The sequence below is a fragment of the Leptospira harrisiae genome, assembly GCF_002811945.1.
In the GTDB taxonomy this organism is placed as follows: Bacteria; Spirochaetota; Leptospiria; order Leptospirales; family Leptospiraceae; genus Leptospira_A; species Leptospira_A harrisiae.
Genome location: NZ_NPDX01000004.1, coordinates 265,288 through 284,450 on the forward strand (window position 1 = coordinate 265,288; position 19,163 = coordinate 284,450).

General features: G+C 35.6%; 18 protein-coding genes. 9 read left to right on the forward strand and 9 right to left on the reverse strand.

Annotated elements, in window-relative coordinates:
- Window positions 1–113: 113 nt before the first annotated feature.
- The 4 genes from CH364_RS14575 to CH364_RS14590 form a co-directional block, all read right to left on the reverse strand.
- Window positions 114–743 carry a DUF2306 domain-containing protein gene (locus CH364_RS14575; protein WP_100744221.1) on the reverse strand — a complete coding sequence of 210 codons (630 nt, stop codon included), beginning with the start codon at window positions 741–743 and terminating at the stop codon, window positions 114–116.
- Window positions 744–878: 135 nt separating this feature from the next.
- Window positions 879–1,073, reverse strand: coding sequence for a hypothetical protein (locus CH364_RS14580; RefSeq protein WP_100744220.1), 195 nt, complete (start codon window positions 1,071–1,073; stop codon window positions 879–881).
- Window positions 1,074–1,085: 12 nt separating this feature from the next.
- Window positions 1,086–2,543 (reverse strand): NAD(P)/FAD-dependent oxidoreductase, encoded by a 1,458-nt coding sequence (locus CH364_RS14585; RefSeq protein ID WP_100744219.1) that lies wholly within the window; start codon window positions 2,541–2,543, stop codon window positions 1,086–1,088.
- A gap of 423 nt (window positions 2,544–2,966) precedes the next feature.
- Window positions 2,967–3,206, reverse strand: a complete 240-nt coding sequence (locus tag CH364_RS14590) for a hypothetical protein (protein ID WP_100744218.1) — start codon at window positions 3,204–3,206, stop codon at window positions 2,967–2,969.
- A gap of 254 nt (window positions 3,207–3,460) precedes the next feature.
- Here CH364_RS14590 and CH364_RS14595 point away from each other — a divergent pair, with 254 nt between their 5' ends.
- From CH364_RS14595 to CH364_RS14615, 5 genes are all read left to right on the forward strand, one after another.
- Window positions 3,461–3,853: an STAS/SEC14 domain-containing protein gene (locus CH364_RS14595; RefSeq protein ID WP_100744217.1), complete on the forward strand. Its 393-nt coding sequence runs from the start codon at window positions 3,461–3,463 to the stop codon at window positions 3,851–3,853.
- A 9-nt stretch (window positions 3,854–3,862) separates the two neighbouring features.
- Window positions 3,863–5,128 (forward strand): methyl-accepting chemotaxis protein, encoded by a 1,266-nt coding sequence (locus tag CH364_RS14600; protein WP_100744216.1) that lies wholly within the window; start codon window positions 3,863–3,865, stop codon window positions 5,126–5,128.
- 253 nt (window positions 5,129–5,381) lie between these two features.
- Window positions 5,382–7,889 (forward strand): ATP-binding protein, encoded by a 2,508-nt coding sequence (locus CH364_RS14605; RefSeq protein WP_100744215.1) that lies wholly within the window; start codon window positions 5,382–5,384, stop codon window positions 7,887–7,889.
- A 28-nt stretch (window positions 7,890–7,917) separates the two neighbouring features.
- Window positions 7,918–9,120: an EAL domain-containing response regulator gene (locus tag CH364_RS14610; protein WP_100744214.1), complete on the forward strand. Its 1,203-nt coding sequence runs from the start codon at window positions 7,918–7,920 to the stop codon at window positions 9,118–9,120.
- A 109-nt stretch (window positions 9,121–9,229) separates the two neighbouring features.
- On the forward strand, window positions 9,230–10,294 hold the full coding sequence (locus tag CH364_RS14615) for a methyltransferase domain-containing protein (protein ID WP_243401382.1): 1,065 nt from the start codon (window positions 9,230–9,232) through the stop codon (window positions 10,292–10,294).
- A gap of 60 nt (window positions 10,295–10,354) precedes the next feature.
- Here CH364_RS14615 and CH364_RS14620 read toward each other — a convergent pair whose 3' ends face one another.
- Window positions 10,355–10,906 (reverse strand): hypothetical protein, encoded by a 552-nt coding sequence (locus CH364_RS14620; RefSeq protein WP_100744212.1) that lies wholly within the window; start codon window positions 10,904–10,906, stop codon window positions 10,355–10,357.
- A 4-nt stretch (window positions 10,907–10,910) separates the two neighbouring features.
- On the reverse strand, window positions 10,911–12,329 hold the full coding sequence (locus CH364_RS14625; RefSeq protein ID WP_125178699.1) for a hypothetical protein: 1,419 nt from the start codon (window positions 12,327–12,329) through the stop codon (window positions 10,911–10,913).
- Window positions 12,330–12,813: 484 nt separating this feature from the next.
- Here CH364_RS14625 and CH364_RS14630 point away from each other — a divergent pair, with 484 nt between their 5' ends.
- Complete coding sequence (locus tag CH364_RS14630) at window positions 12,814–13,395, forward strand: hypothetical protein (RefSeq protein WP_207762265.1); 582 nt, start codon at window positions 12,814–12,816, stop codon at window positions 13,393–13,395.
- Window positions 13,396–13,446: 51 nt separating this feature from the next.
- Here CH364_RS14630 and CH364_RS14635 read toward each other — a convergent pair whose 3' ends face one another.
- Window positions 13,447–14,115, reverse strand: a complete 669-nt coding sequence (locus CH364_RS14635) for a DUF2461 domain-containing protein (RefSeq protein ID WP_100744210.1) — start codon at window positions 14,113–14,115, stop codon at window positions 13,447–13,449.
- A 257-nt stretch (window positions 14,116–14,372) separates the two neighbouring features.
- Between CH364_RS14635 and CH364_RS14640 the strand changes: the two genes are divergently transcribed.
- A complete protein-coding gene (locus CH364_RS14640) occupies window positions 14,373–14,759 on the forward strand; it encodes a hypothetical protein (protein WP_100744209.1) in 387 nt (128 codons plus the stop codon).
- 90 nt (window positions 14,760–14,849) lie between these two features.
- Here the strand turns inward: CH364_RS14640 and CH364_RS14645 are convergent, their stop codons facing one another.
- Both CH364_RS14645 and CH364_RS14650 read right to left on the reverse strand, forming a co-directional pair.
- Complete coding sequence (locus tag CH364_RS14645) at window positions 14,850–16,157, reverse strand: glycoside hydrolase family 1 protein (protein WP_100744772.1); 1,308 nt, start codon at window positions 16,155–16,157, stop codon at window positions 14,850–14,852.
- Between the two features lie 43 nt (window positions 16,158–16,200).
- Window positions 16,201–17,013 carry a hypothetical protein gene (locus CH364_RS14650; protein ID WP_100744208.1) on the reverse strand — a complete coding sequence of 271 codons (813 nt, stop codon included), beginning with the start codon at window positions 17,011–17,013 and terminating at the stop codon, window positions 16,201–16,203.
- Between the two features lie 153 nt (window positions 17,014–17,166).
- On the opposite strand from CH364_RS14650, the gene CH364_RS14655 reads away from it, so the two are divergent.
- Complete coding sequence (locus tag CH364_RS14655; RefSeq protein WP_100744771.1) at window positions 17,167–17,841, forward strand: TMEM175 family protein; 675 nt, start codon at window positions 17,167–17,169, stop codon at window positions 17,839–17,841.
- Between the two features lie 94 nt (window positions 17,842–17,935).
- On the forward strand, window positions 17,936–18,976 hold the full coding sequence (locus CH364_RS14660) for a tetratricopeptide repeat protein (protein ID WP_100744207.1): 1,041 nt from the start codon (window positions 17,936–17,938) through the stop codon (window positions 18,974–18,976).
- The last annotated feature ends 187 nt before the right edge of the window (window positions 18,977–19,163 follow it).

The window sequence follows — 19,163 nt, forward strand, 5'->3', positions numbered from 1 at the left end:
CAAACCACCTAAGTAGCAAGAAAAGTGCATATACACCATTCTATCAACAAAATGACAACACTCACTTTTTACACCCACTCCTGCAAAAAGAGTCAAAAGTTCCTTTCCGGGCTTTAGAATTTCTTTTTTCGAATCACCCATTCAGCAAAAATAAAATTAATGAACCAACCGGCCCCCATCATTAAATCTCTAGGTATTCCGGAAGGTTCTCCACTCATAAAGACAAACCATGGCAAGTGTGTGAATACTTGGGTTCCTGCTCCCATGCCAATCGCATAACCACGAATCATCCAATGACTATGTTTTGAGATATTTCTTTTTAAAATAAAAATAAATCCAACGGATATACAAGCGGTCATCCAAATACCCACAACCAACCGAATTCCATACAGCCAATCACCATCCGTCGGAACACGAGGGTATGTTAGTGTTAACCATAAGCCGGACAATGCAGAAATAAGTCCCATGAACACCAAAAATCTTCCCGAAATTCGATGCCACTGGATATGTTGTTTCCGAAACCCAGGTGAAAACTGGAAGGCACCAAGAACACCAAAAAAAATAACACCAACTATATGAACGAAAACAGGGATTGGGTCATTGAAGAACCTTTGGCTATCGGTTGTTATATTTCCACCGGTGGTTAATTGTAGTAACCGAAAGATCCCAGCAAGTGTAGGAACCAGACTCAAAAATAAAAGAGAACCGATGATGAAATAATCTTTCTTAGAATAAGATGCCATAATGTCCGTAAACTTATTTCCTAGACAAAACAAGAGTAGGCAACAAAAAAAGAATTAATAAATTTCCTTTTTGTTTAGAACAACTAAATATGCTTTTACGAAAGATGACGCTGGCAAATAGACTCAAACGTTCCGCTAATGATGAGACTTAAAAATCATTACCATCATACGAATGTTAATCCAAAAAAAACGAAGTAACTGCCAAATCAAAAAAGTTCTAAAAAATTTTGTTTTTCCATTTGGGACTGCAGTAAAGTCGCCTTGTTCATAAGAGGAGTGCAAATCCTCTTTTTCCAATAATACCAATTCAACGACTTCATTTGTATTCATAATTATCTCCAATCATTCAGGGATCAACCACCAACCCGGTTTACATTTTGCCTTGTACATAAACATATAATGCAAAATCATTTTGATCCAGTGTCCCGCAAGACCAATCTCACCTGTTGTGTATGTAAGTGACCTACCCCATTTAGGATATTTTTTATAATCAGGAACAATCGGGTATACTGTCATGGAGACAGCAGATCCAGATATCACTCCATTCCCCGCAGAAGCAATACAAGCCGCACCCATCTCCGCCATTGATGCATTGTGTTTTATTTCTTTTGTTTTAAATTTGATCTGGTGGCTTATGTTTTGTGCGACAACTTTACCCATTATGGCGGAAGGCATTCCTGTCCTTGGAGGTGTGGGAGAAATCTGAATTCCATCTTTATTTTTCATGACTTTTGAAATGGGATGTGGTGGTGCAAACGCAATGCCAATCCCAAATAAATTAGAATAAAAGGGTGATTGGTAAGTGCTCGGCCAATCTTTTGCATCCCATTTCTCAAATGGTTTTGTTTCATAGTTTGCATCGACTTTCATCATTCCATTGGCAGCAAACAATGTAGAGGTGATATTTTCGCCATTTTTCCCAAATGCAGTTAATCCGACTCCACTAAAAGGTGGAATCAACATTGAAAAGTCAAATTTCACAAAACCACATTCACCATCTAATGTTGTATAAAATATTTTATCTGATTCGACTTTTGTTACATGAGCTTTAGTTTTCCACTGAATTCCTCTTTCCGTAAACAGTGATTCAGCGAATATTTTGCTACTTGTAACATACCCACCTTGTTCGAGGTGCATTCCCCCCATTCCAAAGTCACCTAACTCATATTCATTGGAAATCCATAAGATTTTGGCATTTTCTCGAACTCCTGCCTTTCTTAATTCATGATCTACATTAAACAGATATTCAAATGCTGCCCCTTGGCATGTACACATTCCATGCCCTGTCCCAAAAACAAAATTTAATTTTTCACCTTTTTTCATCCTTTCGATTGATATTTGTAATTTCAGATTTGCTTCTTCTGCATGTAAATATGTACAAACGGAAACTGTATTTCCATCTTCAGGACCGAGACCAGGAGTGGCGGAAAAATTTAGTTTTGGACCAGTGGCATTGATACAATAGTCATAACTGATGCGACCGATTTGGCCTTTTGAATCAGGTGCAGTTGATTCATATTCAATGTATGGTTCTTTCGATTGTAGTGAGCCATCAGGATACAGACTCAGTGCTTTTGCTTGGATGAACTGAATCTTCATCTTATCATAAACTGGTTTTAATCCAAAAGTGACTTCTTTCGGAACCATGGCACCCACACCCACCCAGATATTAGAAGGAATCCAATTCCAATTTGCGTTAGGTGAAATGACCACCACCTCATGTTTTTTTCCCAGACTTTTTTTGAGTAATGTCGCTGCTGTATGCCCCGAAATTCCCGCACCCAAAATCACTGTTCTCATTTTTTAATACCCATACCCCTATATGTATATCAATCAAAACAGAATGCAAGAAAATCTTTTCAAACTCAGTCCTGTTTTCATTATTTTTCTGAACGCAGTTTAGCTGGTTGGTTACTTTCGATTTGAATGGAACGATAAAAGTGAATTTTTGCGATTGAATGATTCTAAGAATGAATGAAGCCGTCCGAGAAACTTGTAGTACTTCCGATTTATAAAAATGGAATACAACAAGGCAGTGACCATCAAAGTTAAAAGCAGATGAAACAATTCATATAACAAATTAAAATGTAAAAGAGACAATTGGTCAACCTTCGAATCAAATCTGAATGTTCAAAAAAAACATAAGAACTTTTTTATTTTATAATTCGAATACAAGTCTATTCAATTAAATTATGAATTAATTCGGTTCTCTTCCTAATGAATCTAAATTTTACCAAATCTCAACTTCACCTCATTCAAAATTTCTAAATACGAATTGATACCCAATTGGTATTCGATTTGAGATTTTCCTTCCCCCGATAAAAACTCATCAAAACTCCAATCATAACGATTTGGGTCTTTTCCCGAATCAAACCAATCTTTAAAGATGACCTTATCTTCTTCTAACATAACTTCTATTAGGTGATATGGTTCGGAGTTTGCCCAATATCGTTGTTCAGTCATAAATTTTTATCCTATATAAAGTTGCCACAAATGATTCATTTGTAAGTGGAAAAAAACAATAAAATCAATTAGAATTTAATGAAGTTCAATATAGATGATACTGTAAAATCCAAATACTCACCGAATGATAAAGGATTTCATCGCTCCCATAATTTACCAATAAAACCAAAAAAAAGCAATGACTCGGAATAGAATTACCTTGCAATTTTCGTCTCTAGAAATATCAATCACTTCAACAAGAAGGACAAAATCGGATGATAATATTTCAATGCCCCACAGCAGTTACAGAATACATAGAGGATAAAAAGATCGTCGTTCTTACACAAACTGGGAAAAATACTGGGGCCAATTTAAAAGACAGTTTAAACAAAGGTGTTGAGGCTCTCATCCAAAATAAGGCAGTCAAATGGCTTTCAGACAATCGCAATATGGGAACACATACTGCGGAAGATGTGGAATGGTTAAACAACGATTGGACTCCGCGTGCCATCAAAGCTGGTTGGAAAAAATGGGCACTCGTACAACCTCAGTCAGCCTTATCCGCTATGTCTGAGAAAAATCTCGTAGATTTTTTTGCTTCCAATGGAATTGAAGTTAAAATCTTCGAAACTCCAGAAGAAGGATTCAAATGGTTGGAGTCAGTTTAGATTCCAAGAATGAAATTCAATAAAACAACTCAATACACAGTTTTATCAATCGTATTGGTAACCATCCAGCTTTTGTCCGTGCTCTATGCACTCTTTGGTCAAAAGGATTTTAGCTGGACTATGGTAATCCTGCAATCGACAGGATTTATTTTCTCAGTAATCATGTTATCGTTTGTATTGAGGCAATTAAATCAGTACAAAAAACAATTTTCGACTATAAAACGCATAATAGTCAATGCCATAAAAGGTAACTTAAACATTGAACCCTCAATCAAATCAAAACTCAAAAAAACAAATGAAGTGGATTCCATTTTACTCTCTTTGTATGAGTTACTACATATCTTCCAAGACATCATCATTCTTCTCAAAGATGCGACGGGAGGCCTCTCAGCATCCGTTGATAATGCCAAGTTAGCTGATGAATCTTTCCATTCAAGTTTGATTCGACAAAAGGATTATTCACAAAACCTAGATTTGACTGTCCGTAAAATGACAGACAATATGACAAATATTGAAAACGCATCAACAAACAACTATTCTACGTTAATCAGAGTATCTGACAGCATTCGTGTACTTTCCGAACACATCAATGAATCTGAAAAAAATAGTAACCTTTCCAAACAGTTAACATTTGGTATCACAGAAAAAATTCAAAAAGGCAATAAAGCAATGGAAGAGATGGCAAAGGTCATCGAAAACATTGCGGTTAGTTCTGGAAAAATTGAAGGAATGGTGATTGTCATCAAAGAAATTTCCGAACGAGTCAATCTATTAGCCTTAAATGCATCCATTGAAGCAGCAAGAGCAGGTGAATATGGAAGTGGTTTTGCTGTTGTTGCCCAAGAAGTATCAAAACTAGCAACCCAAACATCGAATAGCATCAAAGAAATTGATAACAACGTAAAACGCAACAAAGAAGAAGTTACGCTCAATCGCCAAAAAATAAATGAAACCAACCAACTCTATAAAGAAATCATTGGTGAAGTTAAACAAATCTTTGAAAAAATTGATTTTATCTCCGAATCTGCAAACAATCAAATGGAGATTAAAGAAAAACTTATTTCGGAATCCGAACAACTTTCACGAATGTTAGCTGAAATCAAAGAAAACATTGCGGACCAAAACAACTCGCAGAAACTAATTTCTGATGTGGCTCAAGCTATGGATTCAAGCGTAAATGCTACATTTTCGGAAGGTGAGAACTTATCGAAACTTCTAGAAAAAATAAGGTCTACCACAGATGACATTGGCGGTGTGATTCTTTTGTTTAAATAAAAACAAATGAATCACCGCACCTAGTTCTCCAATCTCCCTTTTCATTTGGTTACATTCTTTTTCAAAATTAGGTTCTGCAGGATCATTTCCTGTCTTTTTCCCTAAACAAATCAAAACTAAGACAAAACGAAAGTTTAATCGCAAAATTTAGTACAACCACCACTTCACAGAAGTTATATTTTCTGATTGCCTATATTAAAATTTTATGTTGTTCTACTTTTTTATATTTTTGTTGCCATAATGGAAAAGAGAGATGGATACAGAAGGGCTAAAATCTGAGAATCATTCTAAAAGTCGAAACAAAATAGAAATTGACTTTCAATGTATTTTTCAGTCACTTCCCGAGTTGTATATGCTTTTAGATCTGGATTTCAATATCATCGATATCAGTGATGCATATGCAAAAGCAACTCTTATCAAAAGAGAAAATGTTATCGGACATAATATTTTTGAAATCTTCCCAGACAATCCGAATGATGAATTTGCCGACGGAGTCAAACAACTTAAATTTTCGTTAATGCAAGTGCTGAACTATAAAGTAGCAAGTACTATGACATTACAAAAGTATGATATTCGAAAACCAGATGACAGTGGATTTGAAGTTAGGTATTGGAGTCCGAGAAATGTCCCTGTTTTAGATAAAAATGGCAACTTAGTTTGTATTGTTCATAGAGCAGAGGATGTAACAGAATTTGTTAGTTTAAAACGACAAAAATTAGAACAATCAGAAATTACCGAAGATATGCAAGATCAGATTGTCAAAATGGAATCTGAAGTGTTCACTCGGGCCAAAGAAGTCATTGAAAAAAACGAAGCATTATTAAATAGCGAACAAAATTTATCGATCACTTTAAGTTCGATAGGGGACGCAGTAATTACAACAGATGAACATGGAATTGTGAATCGACTGAATCCAGTGGCCGAAGATCTAACAGGCTGGAAAGAAAAAGAAGCGATGGGTCACCCGGTAAGTAAAATTTTAAAGATGATTCATGCACAATCTAATTTTGAAAAAGAAATTCCAATCCTCGAAGTTTTAGCAACAGGAAAATTAAGAGGTGACCACAAAGATTCAATTTTAATCCATCGAGATGGAAGAAAAATTAATATTTCTAATAATTGTGCACCGATTCGAAACAGATCAGGCAAAATTATTGGATCCATCTTGGTTTTTCGTGATATTACAGATGAAGTTGCTGCAAAAATTTTTCTAGAAAAAGCAAAAGAAAATGCTGAATTGGCAAACAAAGCAAAAGACTCTTTCCTTGCTACAATGAGCCACGAAATTAGAACTCCATTGAGTGGTCTCATAGGAATGTTAGAACTTCTCTCACAAACCACTTTAACTATGGATCAGAAACGGATGGTTCAAAATGCTCTTGAATCTGGGACTAGTTTGCTTCGAATTTTGAGTGATATCCTGGATTGGTCAAAAATCGAAAATGGAAAATTAGAATTATCTCTCCAACCAACATCGATTCGGCGATTACTTTCTGAAGTAGTTAGAACTTATTCACATATTGCGAGTAACAAAGGATTAAAATTATCTTATACCATTGATGAGAATATTTCTGGTGCTCATTTGATGGATCCGCTAAGAATATCGCAAATTTTAAATAATTTTGTAAGTAATGGAATTAAATTTACATCCAAAGGAAATATTCAAGTTTCTGCTATATTGTTAAAGAAACTTTCTCATGCACAACAAATTCAATTTTCTGTAACAGATACTGGTATAGGCCTTAGTAAAAAAGACCAATCAAGACTATTCCAAACTTATACACAAGCAACTGCTGATACAGCTAGATTGTATGGAGGAACAGGACTTGGTCTTGCGATATGTAGGCGGTTGGCCGATTTGTTAGACGGTGAAATCACAATCGAAAGTACACCAAATGTGGGGTCTACATTTAGCTTCATTTTGTCTCTTCCCACTCTCAAAATAGATTTGGATGAACTTGAATCAATTCACATGGACGATAACATTTTAGTGCCAATTGTACAAGACAAGGCCTACATTCCAAAAATTCTTGCCGTTGATGATCATTCAGTAAATTTAGAGCTTCTAATTCGACAACTAGAATCTTTTGGTCTCCAAGCCGATGGCGCAGAAGATGGAGACAAGGCATTGAAACTTTGGCTCGAAAACAAATATGATCTGATCATCACCGATTGCCATATGCCGATAAAAGACGGGTATACTTTGACAAAAGAAATCAGAAATCTTGAAAATTATAGTGGTCAAAAGAAAATTCCAATCATTGCATATACTGCCAATGTTTTAAGCGAAGAAAATGAACATTGTCTATCCGTGGGTATGGACGAAGTTTTGATCAAACCGGCACGTTTGAACAATTTAAAACAAGCTCTCCTGAAATGGATACCTACCTTAACAAGTCCTCTACAAAAAAATTCTACCAACACACTCAGCGCAGAAGCACCGATTGATCTTTTTGAACTTTCAAACATAGTTGCCGACAAAAATGAGCAAATCTCCATTCTAAAAAAATTTAAAACACATCACCGCGACGATTTAACAAAACTCATTGATCAATTAGGAAATTCAAATTTTACAGAAGCAGCCCATCTTGCACATCGCCTAAAAGGTTCAAGCCAAGTAGCTGGTGCTAGAGATTTAGTCAATGGTTATACTAAAATTGAAAATCTTATTAAAGAGAACGAAATAGATAAAGCTCTGAAAGAAATTGAAATAATGAAAGAAGACGTAATCAACATAGAAAGATTTATTGATTTTTTATGAATCCACATAACTTTAATAAGGTGACATTATGATTGTAAGCGATTTGAATTTTTTAGTAATCGAAGACGATGATTTCCAAAGAGAAGTTATAGTTGGTATCTTAATTCGTTTAGGAGCTATTCACGTGACAGAAGCAAGAACTGGAACGGAAGCTCTGAAAATTTTAAACGAGTTAGACTCAAACCCTATTGATATCATTCTTTGCGACTTAAATATGCCAGAGATGGATGGAATGGAATTTCTACGACATATTGGAAACTCACACTCTTCCATCGCAACCATCATTATGAGTGCCCTTGATGGTGCCTTAATCGAATCCGTTCGGAAAATGGCACGTGCGTATGGCACCAACTTACTTGGAGCTATTGAAAAACCAATCACTCCTGCACATTTAGAAACTTTATTTTCTCTTTATAAAGCGCGAGATTTTAAACAAAGAAATGAATCAAACCCAGGTTCACAATTTACGTTAAATGAAATTTTAGAAGGATTAACCAATGGCGAATTTGAACCCTTTTTCCAACCTAAAATACAGTTATCAACTGGAAAACTGATTGGTGCAGAAGCATTAGCTAGATGGATCCATCCCTCATACGGAGTCATCGCACCTTATGCATTTATTGATTTATTAGAAAATTCGGGGAATATAGATATACTTACGTTTGTTATGTTAGAAAAGTCGGCAAAAGTTTGTAAGTTATTACATTCAAAAGGTTTTCAAATTTCAATATCTATCAATTTATCACTCAAATCATTGACAGACACAAAACTCGCAGACAAAATTACTCGCCTCATTTTAGACGCTGGAATCGATCCCAAATATGTGATTCTTGAAATCACAGAGTCAGCAGCAATAACAGAGATGGCACCTGCACTCGAAAACTTAGCACGCCTTCGGATGAAAGGATTTGGATTGTCGATTGATGATTACGGTACGGGTTATTCCAGTATGCAACAAATTGCAAGGATTGCATTTACTGAATTGAAGATAGACCAATCGTTCGTACGCGAAATGACAACGAGCAACATTTCCAAAGTGCTGATTAATTCGAGTATTGAAATGGCTACAAAATTACAAATGAAATCCACAGCCGAAGGCATTGAAACTAGATCGGATTGGGAACAACTGAAAAGTATGAATTGCGATCTTGGGCAAGGTTACTACATTGCGAAACCAATGAATTTGGAAGATTTTTTAAATTTTTGTAACCAGAGCAGTCTAGTAAAATAATATCCTAATATTTTGTACGATCCATTCAATGTAAAGGAGATGAATCTATTTACAGAGCTAAGGCACTAAAAAATATAAGTTATCTGTTATTGTTTTTAGATTGGAGTCTATGATGCAAACTAACATCGAATTAGAGACCTTTGAATCCGTAAAAAATTATTATGGGAAAATTCTCCAAACCAATAAAGACCTAAAAACATCAGCTTGTTGTAGTATAGAATCCATTCCTTCCAATTATTTACCACTCGTTTCAAAAATTCACCCAGCGGTTATTGATAAATTCTATGGATGCGGATCTCCTTTTCCACAAGCACTAAAAGGAAGAAAGGTTTTAGATTTAGGGTGTGGTTCGGGAAGAGATGTCTATTTATTGTCTCAATTAGTTGGCGAAACTGGATCTGTCATTGGAATTGATATGACAACCGAACAACTTGATGTTGCAAACTCCTATCTTGAATACCACAAAGAACAATTTGGTTTTAAAAAATCCAATGTATCATTTGTTTCAGGTTATATCGAAGATTTAAAAGCAAGTGGTATCGAAGACCACTCAATTGATTTAATCGTCTCTAACTGCGTCACCAATCTATCACCTAACAAACATATGGTTTTTTCTGAAATATTCAGAGTTCTAAAACCTGGAGGTGAATTATATTTCTCCGATGTTTTTTCTGACCAAAGAATTCCGGAAAATCTAAAACAAGATCCCGTATTGCTTGGAGAATGTTTGGGTGGGGCACTTTATATAGAAGACTTCAGAAGATTACTTTCCTCGTTGAATATTAATGATTTTCGTATTGTATCACAATCCAAAATTAGTTTACTCAACCCAGACATTGAGAAGAAAATTGGAAATATCAACTTTTACTCAATCACCTTTAGAGCATTTAATATTCCATTAGAAGATCGTTGCGAAGATTATGGACAAGTGGCTTATTATAAAGGTACAATCGAAGGAAATCCACATAACTTCCTACTAGATGATCATCACAACTTTATTACGGGAAAGCCTATGTTAGTATGCGGGAACACAGCTGATATGGTTTCAACAACTCATTATAAGGAACATTTTCAGATTATTGGCGATAAATCAAAACATTTTGGTCTTTTTGATTGTGGGCCAAACCCAGTAAATTCCTCACTGGGTGAAAGTGCGACAGGAGCATGCTGTTAATTCTAGCACCCAATGATGTTATCTTAGAACGCGGTAATTTATGCTACAATAATGTATTTATTATTTAAGTAACTTTCTCTGGTTTCTTTGCTCTTCAGAAATTTCCATCTTTTTGATTCCATCTTTAGATTTTCCATTTGGAAAATTTTTTCCTTTCGATATCTCAATGGATCTTTCTGCGAAATCCAAGAACTCGCGCTCTTTTATTAAAGCTCTCACTTTCGTTGAAGTTGTATTTGGATCGACGCCATAATATTTATTGATATACGATTTGATAACCGACTGTCTGACCAATCGATGTTGATTCGAACCAGATAATTGTTTCTCTAAACCCGCCTTTGCTTCTGATGACTCAAACTCTGCAAGAGCATTAACAGCATTTACTTTTACATAAACACGAACAGGACTATTTTCAATGATTTCCTTCAGATAAGGAACGGGATTTGGATCAATTGCGGTGGCTAGTTTTTTTAAATCCACATCCCCTGGGTGTCGACTCAGAGATAAACTAACAACTAGTCGATCTAGCTTTTCCTGGTCTAATGACTCGGAAAATAATGGAACCACGAAAATTAACGCTGAAACAAAAACTAAAGAAAATAATCGATTCATAGATTTAATACGCAAGTGGGTTTCTTCGAATAATCCAACCCTGCTCTCCTGTAATTTGATTTTGATTTGTTAATCCATCACTCGCCCAAAACATCATATTATAACCGCTTGAATCTGTAGATCCAGTTCCTAGACATTCTTGTGGAGCAATAACGCCATCGTTGACGAGAAAACTTGCCCGTGCCGTACCACAGTAGGGAGTTTCAATCAATGGATCTTGTGTATAATTTGGCGCAGCAGCATTGGTTGAACCAGCACTTTCGGAAGTATGGAATAAACCCAGAAAATGTCCAGCTTCATGTGCCATCGTATTCCCAACAAAAGTTAAATCAGAATTTGAGAGCAAACTCCCTGCGCTCCCAGATGTACGATGAGGTTCAATGAAAACAGTCATAGCAGATGCTTTTGTACCAGTAAATCCGGGAAGACCAGGAATCCCTCCTGCTATTCCAAGAAGACCACCCTCTCCGGTTGCTTCACTGGCAATATATATATTCAACGCCTTAGGGTCTTGCAATGAAGCTGTAGTTGTATACAAACGAAGCAGTCCACCGGTAAGAGATGTATTTTCAGAGGAGACATCTGAAATCTCATTAAACTCTGGATCGGAGGATGTTTTGACTGAAAATACAAGTGCAACATTTACAGTATTTTGCGCATAAAGGGTTTTGAAGCGATCAAGTGCTGGCTGAATTGCTTCTAATGTTTTCGTTTGATATGAGTTGTTTAGAAAAATAATATTGACATTGATTTTTTTTGTTTTTGCCCATGTACGAGAAAGGCCATTGGTAGAACTACTGCTAACAACTGCAGAAAAAAACTTTTCATCATCTGTCATAGGCTTACAGCCAATCGTTTGTTTGAACTGAAAATTCGTACTAACAGGTCCATTCAAATCAACATACCAATTGTTTGCTGTGTTAACATTAACATAAGGAGCACCACTAGCTAGATAGAAAAAAGAATTCGAACCATAACCTAACATTGACGTTGCATGTTGGCCGGCTAAAATTCCTTCCCTGTTACTGAAACTAGTCCCTGCAAAATTATAAAAGTAATAGTGCACAGGTCGAAAATCAGCACCAGTATAACTATGACTTTGTTCTATATAAAATACTGCACTAGGATTGACGGGACCTGCAGAAAAAGACTGTGGACTAGAATAATAAAGCGATTTCCCTGTACCATAATAATTTGCTACCGGACCATTGTTAGCTGCGATTGTTTTTTGTGTAGTTAGCATACATGGCCCAGAAGCGGAATCCCCAGATCCAGCAGCAATGCTAGCACCAAGGAGCATCAATAATGCCGAAGAATCTCCGCCTCCGCCACCACCGCATGAAATAAAAAAACAGAGAAACACCGAAACAAAAGAAAGTCTCAAGTTGGACATTGAAATTCCCATAAATTTATTTTTTAACATATTAATCTGCTATAACCACTATAAGTTAGGTGGATTATTTCAAAATTGTATGTGTGAATTTTCATTCAATCGATATTCCCACTGCTGGTCTAAAAAAGTCGAAAATACCGCTAGAAACGTTGCAGAATGGGCCAAAAAACGTTCGGAGCGTTTTTGCGGTCAAACCCGTCGACAAAACGGAGACATTTTGTTGATTCACTTGTTCAATCTATTTTCTTTGAATAGAAAACTTAATCATCCCTCATTAGAATATTTCTTAGAAACAGAAATAAATTTACTAAAAACGAGAACTTCAGATCAGACTTTACGACTGCATCAGTAGCAAAAGCTATGACGTTGATTTGTGGGTTATTTATTTTTTTCATTTATTTGAATAATTAACTCTTCCTGATTCCGGTCCCAGGACGACACCCATAGATTTCCAGTTATGATTAAAATAACTTATAAAGTCTGATTGGACCGAGTCCGTCAGAAGGAGAATCCATTGTTTAAAGCTCTCAGGAAAGCAAATAAAAAGCAAACCTCTTTAATTTCAATCACCATCTTATTGCTGCTATTAACATTGTTACAATGTAACAATGTTGGTTATGATAACAACAAAGATGATTCTAACAATTTGTATTCGGCAATTCTACTTTCAATTTTGAAATCGACAGATGCGAATTTACCAGAGCCTGCTATCAATACTGTTGATATCACAGTAGGGGATACTAAATACACCAAGGTGTTAGGTGTTTGCCGAGGGGACTTAAATGTAAACGGAAACGATAATATTATGATTCCCGGCACCGACCAAACCCTGCCTTCTTTCTTTTTGCATAAGGTTGATTTTACTGCAACTAATGTATCACTTACACCCCTAGGGCCAACGTTTGTTTTTAATATTGATATGCCTGGTGGTGGTGGCTATGATCCAATCTCGACATGTGATGTGAAGATCCTAGAAAATAGCGCAACTATATATGATATACAGGTAAAAAACTGTGCTGTAGATAAAATTGCGGGTGCAGTCACACCACCTACAAATACAATCTCGTTCCGCGCACGTTGCACAAAGGGTTTATAATCTTAAGTCAAAACATCATCTTTCATGGTGATGTTTTGACTTAATCCTTTCCTATTTTCGATCCATTGCCTTTTCTAAAAATTGATTTAATGGATAAAGATTACGGTATGATTTTAAAGTCTCACTTACAAATTGTTCGGAAGTTAATTCGGCATTTTTAATTTTTTTGGCAACAGCAAATCCTTTGTATTTCAAAAGTTCTATCATTGGATGATCCTTATCAAATCCTTTGGGTGCCGTTTTTAATTTCTCTGCATAAAATTCGGTTCCAAAATCTTGAACGAATTTACGATCTTCTAAAATTGTTTTAATCATTTTAGAATTAGTTATCATGCTCTCTCTTATTTTATATAATGCCTTTGGATCGGGCATGTAACAACCACCACCAATTAGGGACTGACCCGGCTCAATATGAAGGTAATAACCAGTACCATCAATTTTTTTATTCCCACCTCTCATAAATATCCCGAAGTGCGTTTTATATGGACTTTTATCTTTTGCAAACCTAACATCTTTGTGGATACGGAATATACAAGATTTAGGATCTACTCCATTTACACTTTTATCGAACTTTTCAATTCCGGCCAAAAGATATCCAGTCATCAGCACTAGTTCATTCTGAATTACAAGGAAACGATCTTTGTTTTCGAGAAACCAATTTCTATTGTTATTCAATTGTAACTCAGACAAAAAACTTAAACCATTTTTACTAATTTTCATACCAGACCGATTCCCCTATGGTTGTTATTTTCAATGATACTAACCATGAATTCAAAATTTCAAACAAAAGAAACTGCCGACTTAAAACGGATGTCTATTCAAATGAATTTGGATTCGTTTGTTCAAATGAAAAAAGAATAAATAGTATATCCATTCTCATTTGTTAGAAGAAAAATTTACATTCTATTTCGTTGGAAAGAAATAAAACTCTGGATTTTCTTTAAAATTCTGCTTTCTATATCTCCGAGGCATTTACGATGAAATTCATTATTTCCAAGATCAAATGGATCATGATTGGATCTGGTATCATTACCTGTTCCATGATTCTTTCCGCATTACACCCAACTCTCGGGCTCACTTTAACATTTGGTGACACATTAAACGGAGACTTAGCCAATATCATAGTTCGGAACTGGGGAGCCCTCATTGCTTTGACCGGAGGGATGTTGGTGTATGGTGCTTATAACGAACCAAACCGAAACCTAATTCTTGTTGTTTCTTCTATTAGCAAAAGTACATTTGTTTTGCTCAACTTGGTTTATGGGCAATCTTATCTTTCAAAGTCGGCGATCGCCCTTGTATTTGATTCCATCCTTGTGATCATTTTTGTTTCTTATCTTTTAAATCAAAAAGCTAAAAAATAGAACAAAACATTCCAAAAACGAGAAAAATATTTTTCTGAATTAAGAAAGCAATAAAGCCTATTGTAATCCAAAGAAGAAAAATATTTTTGTTTATTCAATCTTTGGATTATAATTAATTTTTTTAGTTTTACAAATTTCCGCATAACGAAGCCCACTACTACGAATCTTTCGATTCATATTCTCATAATCTACTTCCACTAGCCCAAATTTTGGACCATAACCATCGTTCCATTCAAGATTGTCCAAAAATGACCAATAGTAGTAACGTTCGACTGAAACACCTTCATCCATTAACCGGCGAATCTCTGCTAGATGGTCTACAATGTATTTTTCTCTTTTTTCGTCTTTTTCATCAGGAATTCCATTTTCAGTAATATAAATCGGTAGTTTGTACTCGTCCCAAATCCTATGGCAAACGGACGATAATCCTTCTGGATAAATTTCCCAGCCCAAATCGTTTTTACGAGATTCAGGACAAAGAGGATCAACCATTGGTACAGCAAACAAATTACCAGGATTGTAACTTACTTTAAAAAGATGGCGGGAGTAATAATTAATCCCAATAAAATCACAAAATACACCCTTACCTTCCGGGTAACCAAATCCGATTGGAAAGGATAACTTTCCTTCGACAAAACCTTTCGTTTGAATTTCATGAAATAGATAATCGCTCAAAAAACAGCCAAGACGAGCCAAAGGATGAGAAGTAAGAGGTGAAAAAATAGCAAGATGGTGCGCAAAACCAACCTTAGTTGGATCAGCATAACCAGATTCCTTTCGAATTTTATGGATGAGTTGATAAGATTTTAAGTGAGCCAAAATGAGTCGGCGAGTTACTTTTAAATATGCAGGGATATCACCGTAACTTCCTGGAGGGTATTTACCATCCACGTAACTATCATTAGCAAAAACATTCGGTTCGTTAATGGTGCACCATTCGGAAACAAGATCACCAAACTGCTTTACCGCAAATTCTACAAAATCTAGAAATTCTTTTACAGCATCTTTTCCTAACCAGCCCCCTTTTTTTTGAAACCATTCAGGGCAAGAAAAATGATGGAGTGTGACAAGAGGTTTGATCCCAGCTTCCAAAAGAAGTCGAAACTCATCACGATAATGTGCCACCGCTTCCTTTGACCATTCTCCCTGGGACGGTTGGATCCGACTCCATTCTATGCTCATACGATAACATTCTTGGTTGAGTTTTGATAAAAGTTTTACATCTTCCACATAACGTGCGTAATGATCTGCACCTGTAAAACTTGACTCGTCCTTCCCTACTTTGCCAGCCAAAGACCAATGATACCAATTGTTGTTGATATCCCCTCCTTCAATCTGTGTCGCAGCTGTTGCCGAACCCAATAAAAAATCTTTTGGAAGTTCAAAACTTTTAGACATTCCCTTCTCCTTCCCAACCTTCAAATCAATGCCATCATTCATTTTAAATGTTTTTTTCCCCATTCTCTTCCATTTTGGCCTGGAACAATAGAAATCCTAAAGTGGCAATGACTCCTCCAAGAAAAATAAATAATTCTGGGCCAAATGTTTCCATTTGCCAATTAACACCAGCAATCAACAAATAAATGATAGGTGCTATGTATTGATTGATAAACAAACCAACAAAGGTCAATTGGTTGGCGACTCCCCCTTTTAGGAATTTCCAAAGGAACAAGTTTGGATTCGATAAAACCGTAGATACTGTTAGAGTTGCCATAAACACCATTTCGAGCGGCGAGATCCCTACTCGTGGATCCCTAGACATACTTAGATAAGTTGGATTTTGAAAGATATGACCAATCAAACTAATTCCTCCAGGAACAAGAGCTAGGTGGATCAAAATATCATCCAGAATCCAAATACTTTTCGGAGTTTTACGTAAATACAAAAGAATTTCATAAATACTAAAGAACACAAGACCAATGGATGTAAAAATAGAGGTCATCACTAATGTAGACTTAGGATTGATATGGACTGCTGGTGCTGATACCAACATCAAAATGGAAGAAATATTCCCACCACCTACAATCATCAAAAAGGCAAGATTGGCAGTAAATGGCCAGAGATGGAAATGTTTTGTGGAAAGTCGCAATCCTACAATCACAAGTAGCGATATGGCTGTAAAAATTGATAAAACTGGTCCGTCCGTTCGGTAAAACAAAGGAAAACCTAAAATCCAAGCACCTAACACAACCAATGTCCCTATTAAAATCGTTATATCAAGAATCTCAGCCCAAGTGGCAAAACGTTTTTCCATAAAGTTCTCCTGCTATTCTAAACTGCATAGATTGGCCTTGGTTTTTATAGTTTTGCAATTCAAATTTTGTCCAAGAATCTTTAGATTCTATAAAGGGAAATGTTTGAATTCCTTTCCCTCATTTTTTATATTTGGAAAACTCTTAGGTATTCTATGGCAGCAAAGATAAAAAATCTCACAACTCCGCACAAAAAAACAGGTCCGGCACCTGTCCTCACCGAATCCGGAAGGATGGTAGCTTATAGCGACGCCATTTTTTCGATCGCTCTCACACTCATGGCCCTGGAAATCAAAATCCCACATCCCGAACAAATTGGCGAAAGTAGTTTACTATTTGCTCTTTTGGAAAGATGGCCAAGTTTTTTAAGTTTTTTTATTAGCTTTATGATCATCACAGTGGTTTGGACGAACCATCATACCATATTTAGGCATGTAAAATATATAGATCACAACCTAATGATCTTAAATAACCTGCTTTTGTTAAACGTAATCTTTATACCATTCTGTTCCGAAATGCTCGGCGAATATATGTTGCAGAACAATACAAATGCAAATTTTGCAGTATTTCTATATGGAGCCTGGATTGCCATTGGAGGGATCCCGTTCAACCTTGTGTGGAGGTATGGGGTCAAAAAGAAAGAACTGCTGAACCCGGAGTCAGACCCAATCGAAATTCAAAAAATCACTTCGCATTTCATCAAAGGGCCTTATATTTACGCCTTTGTTACCATATTATCTTTTTTGAATATATGGCTTAGCATCATTGGATTCGGAATTCTTATTTTATTTTTCCTGGTTCCAACTGCATGGTTACTTCGAAAGAAATAGTCGAAGGAATAAGGTAGATCGGAATTGAAGTTAAGTAAATATATTAATTCAACTTGACATTGATTTCTGCAGCCCGACCAATTAGCCTATTGATATGAAACCCACAAAAAACTTTATCATATATTTATGTTATTTTATATTTACATCCATCTTCATAATTAATTGTTCTTCGTTTGATTCAAAAAAAACAGAGTCAAATGGAAAACTAGGTTATGTTAATGCCAAATCTGGATTATTGATTCGTGAAAAGCCGGGAAGGACAAATCCAAAAGTTACTCTAGTCCCATTTGGAAAAGAAGTTGTCATATTAAGATTTACTGATGTAGAAGATACCATTGAAAATATTAAAGCAAAATGGGTGGAAGTTCGTTATAAAGAATTTCAAGGTTTTATGTTTAGTGGATTTTTATCAAATTCACCATTTACATATGGAATCAGTGACCAATTTCGCTCCTCTTCAGCAAAATCAGATGATACCTTTGATAATTTAGATAAAAATACATGTAACGAATCAAAAGATAAAATTTATTGTTTTTCAAATTTTGGATATAAATTTCTAGAGACTGGCTATTTCAAAAAAGCAATAACTGCATTTTCAGCAGGGTTAAACATTGACCCAAAAAATTATTTCTTATTAAGCAATCGAGGATATTCTTATTATTTATTAGGAGATATGGATAATAGCTTAAATGATTTTGAAAAAGCAATCCAACAAAAACCAAACGAATACATTGCCTATTTTGACAGATCATTGGTTTATACAAAATTAAAAAAATTTGACCTTGCTTCAAATGATTTAAAAAAATCAATTCAAATAAATTCTCAAAGTTGTACATCTTTCAACAATCTTGGTTGGATTCATTTATTAAAATCAGAGTGGGATAAAGCAAAAGTTGAATTGGAGAAGTCAATCGATTGTGATCCTGGTTCCGCCTACCCATATGCAAACTTAGCAATATACTATTACATGTCAAAAAAAGACAAAGGAAAAACATTCGAATTATTAAAGAAGGCATTAGATCTAAAGTATGATGTTCAAATTCTATATGACCTTGATGGAGATGGGCAGTTCTACAAAGAATGGAATCAATCTCCAGAGTTCCTGAAGTTTATCGAAAAAAATCGAAACATTTAAGGAATCATTTGTTCTGGCTTGTATTTAGGCTGAATTCAATTCAACGAATAGGGTTGGATTGAATTCCAAAAAATGGCAAAGCGGATTTGTGATCTCAATTCAAAACCCTGACGAATGTGTTCCGCAAATTCCAAAACCATTCCCGGATTTTAGAGTTTATTTAAGACAAAAAACTTCTTCAATTTTT

Coding starts and splice junctions, on each gene's coding strand:
- CH364_RS14575 (WP_100744221.1), bottom strand. CDS start 743: ATGGCATCTTATTCTAAGAAAGATTATTTCATCATCGGTTCTCTTTTA.
- CH364_RS14580 (WP_100744220.1), bottom strand. CDS start 1,073: ATGAATACAAATGAAGTCGTTGAATTGGTATTATTGGAAAAAGAGGAT.
- CH364_RS14585 (WP_100744219.1), bottom strand. CDS start 2,543: ATGAGAACAGTGATTTTGGGTGCGGGAATTTCGGGGCATACAGCAGCG.
- CH364_RS14590 (WP_100744218.1), bottom strand. CDS start 3,206: ATGACTGAACAACGATATTGGGCAAACTCCGAACCATATCACCTAATA.
- CH364_RS14595 (WP_100744217.1), top strand. CDS start 3,461: ATGATAATATTTCAATGCCCCACAGCAGTTACAGAATACATAGAGGAT.
- CH364_RS14600 (WP_100744216.1), top strand. CDS start 3,863: ATGAAATTCAATAAAACAACTCAATACACAGTTTTATCAATCGTATTG.
- CH364_RS14605 (WP_100744215.1), top strand. CDS start 5,382: ATGGATACAGAAGGGCTAAAATCTGAGAATCATTCTAAAAGTCGAAAC.
- CH364_RS14610 (WP_100744214.1), top strand. CDS start 7,918: ATGATTGTAAGCGATTTGAATTTTTTAGTAATCGAAGACGATGATTTC.
- CH364_RS14615 (WP_243401382.1), top strand. CDS start 9,230: ATGATGCAAACTAACATCGAATTAGAGACCTTTGAATCCGTAAAAAAT.
- CH364_RS14620 (WP_100744212.1), bottom strand. CDS start 10,906: ATGAATCGATTATTTTCTTTAGTTTTTGTTTCAGCGTTAATTTTCGTG.
- CH364_RS14625 (WP_125178699.1), bottom strand. CDS start 12,329: ATGTTAAAAAATAAATTTATGGGAATTTCAATGTCCAACTTGAGACTT.
- CH364_RS14635 (WP_100744210.1), bottom strand. CDS start 14,115: ATGAAAATTAGTAAAAATGGTTTAAGTTTTTTGTCTGAGTTACAATTG.
- CH364_RS14640 (WP_100744209.1), top strand. CDS start 14,373: ATGAAATTCATTATTTCCAAGATCAAATGGATCATGATTGGATCTGGT.
- CH364_RS14645 (WP_100744772.1), bottom strand. CDS start 16,157: ATGTCTAAAAGTTTTGAACTTCCAAAAGATTTTTTATTGGGTTCGGCA.
- CH364_RS14650 (WP_100744208.1), bottom strand. CDS start 17,013: ATGGAAAAACGTTTTGCCACTTGGGCTGAGATTCTTGATATAACGATT.
- CH364_RS14655 (WP_100744771.1), top strand. CDS start 17,167: ATGGCAGCAAAGATAAAAAATCTCACAACTCCGCACAAAAAAACAGGT.
- CH364_RS14660 (WP_100744207.1), top strand. CDS start 17,936: ATGAAACCCACAAAAAACTTTATCATATATTTATGTTATTTTATATTT.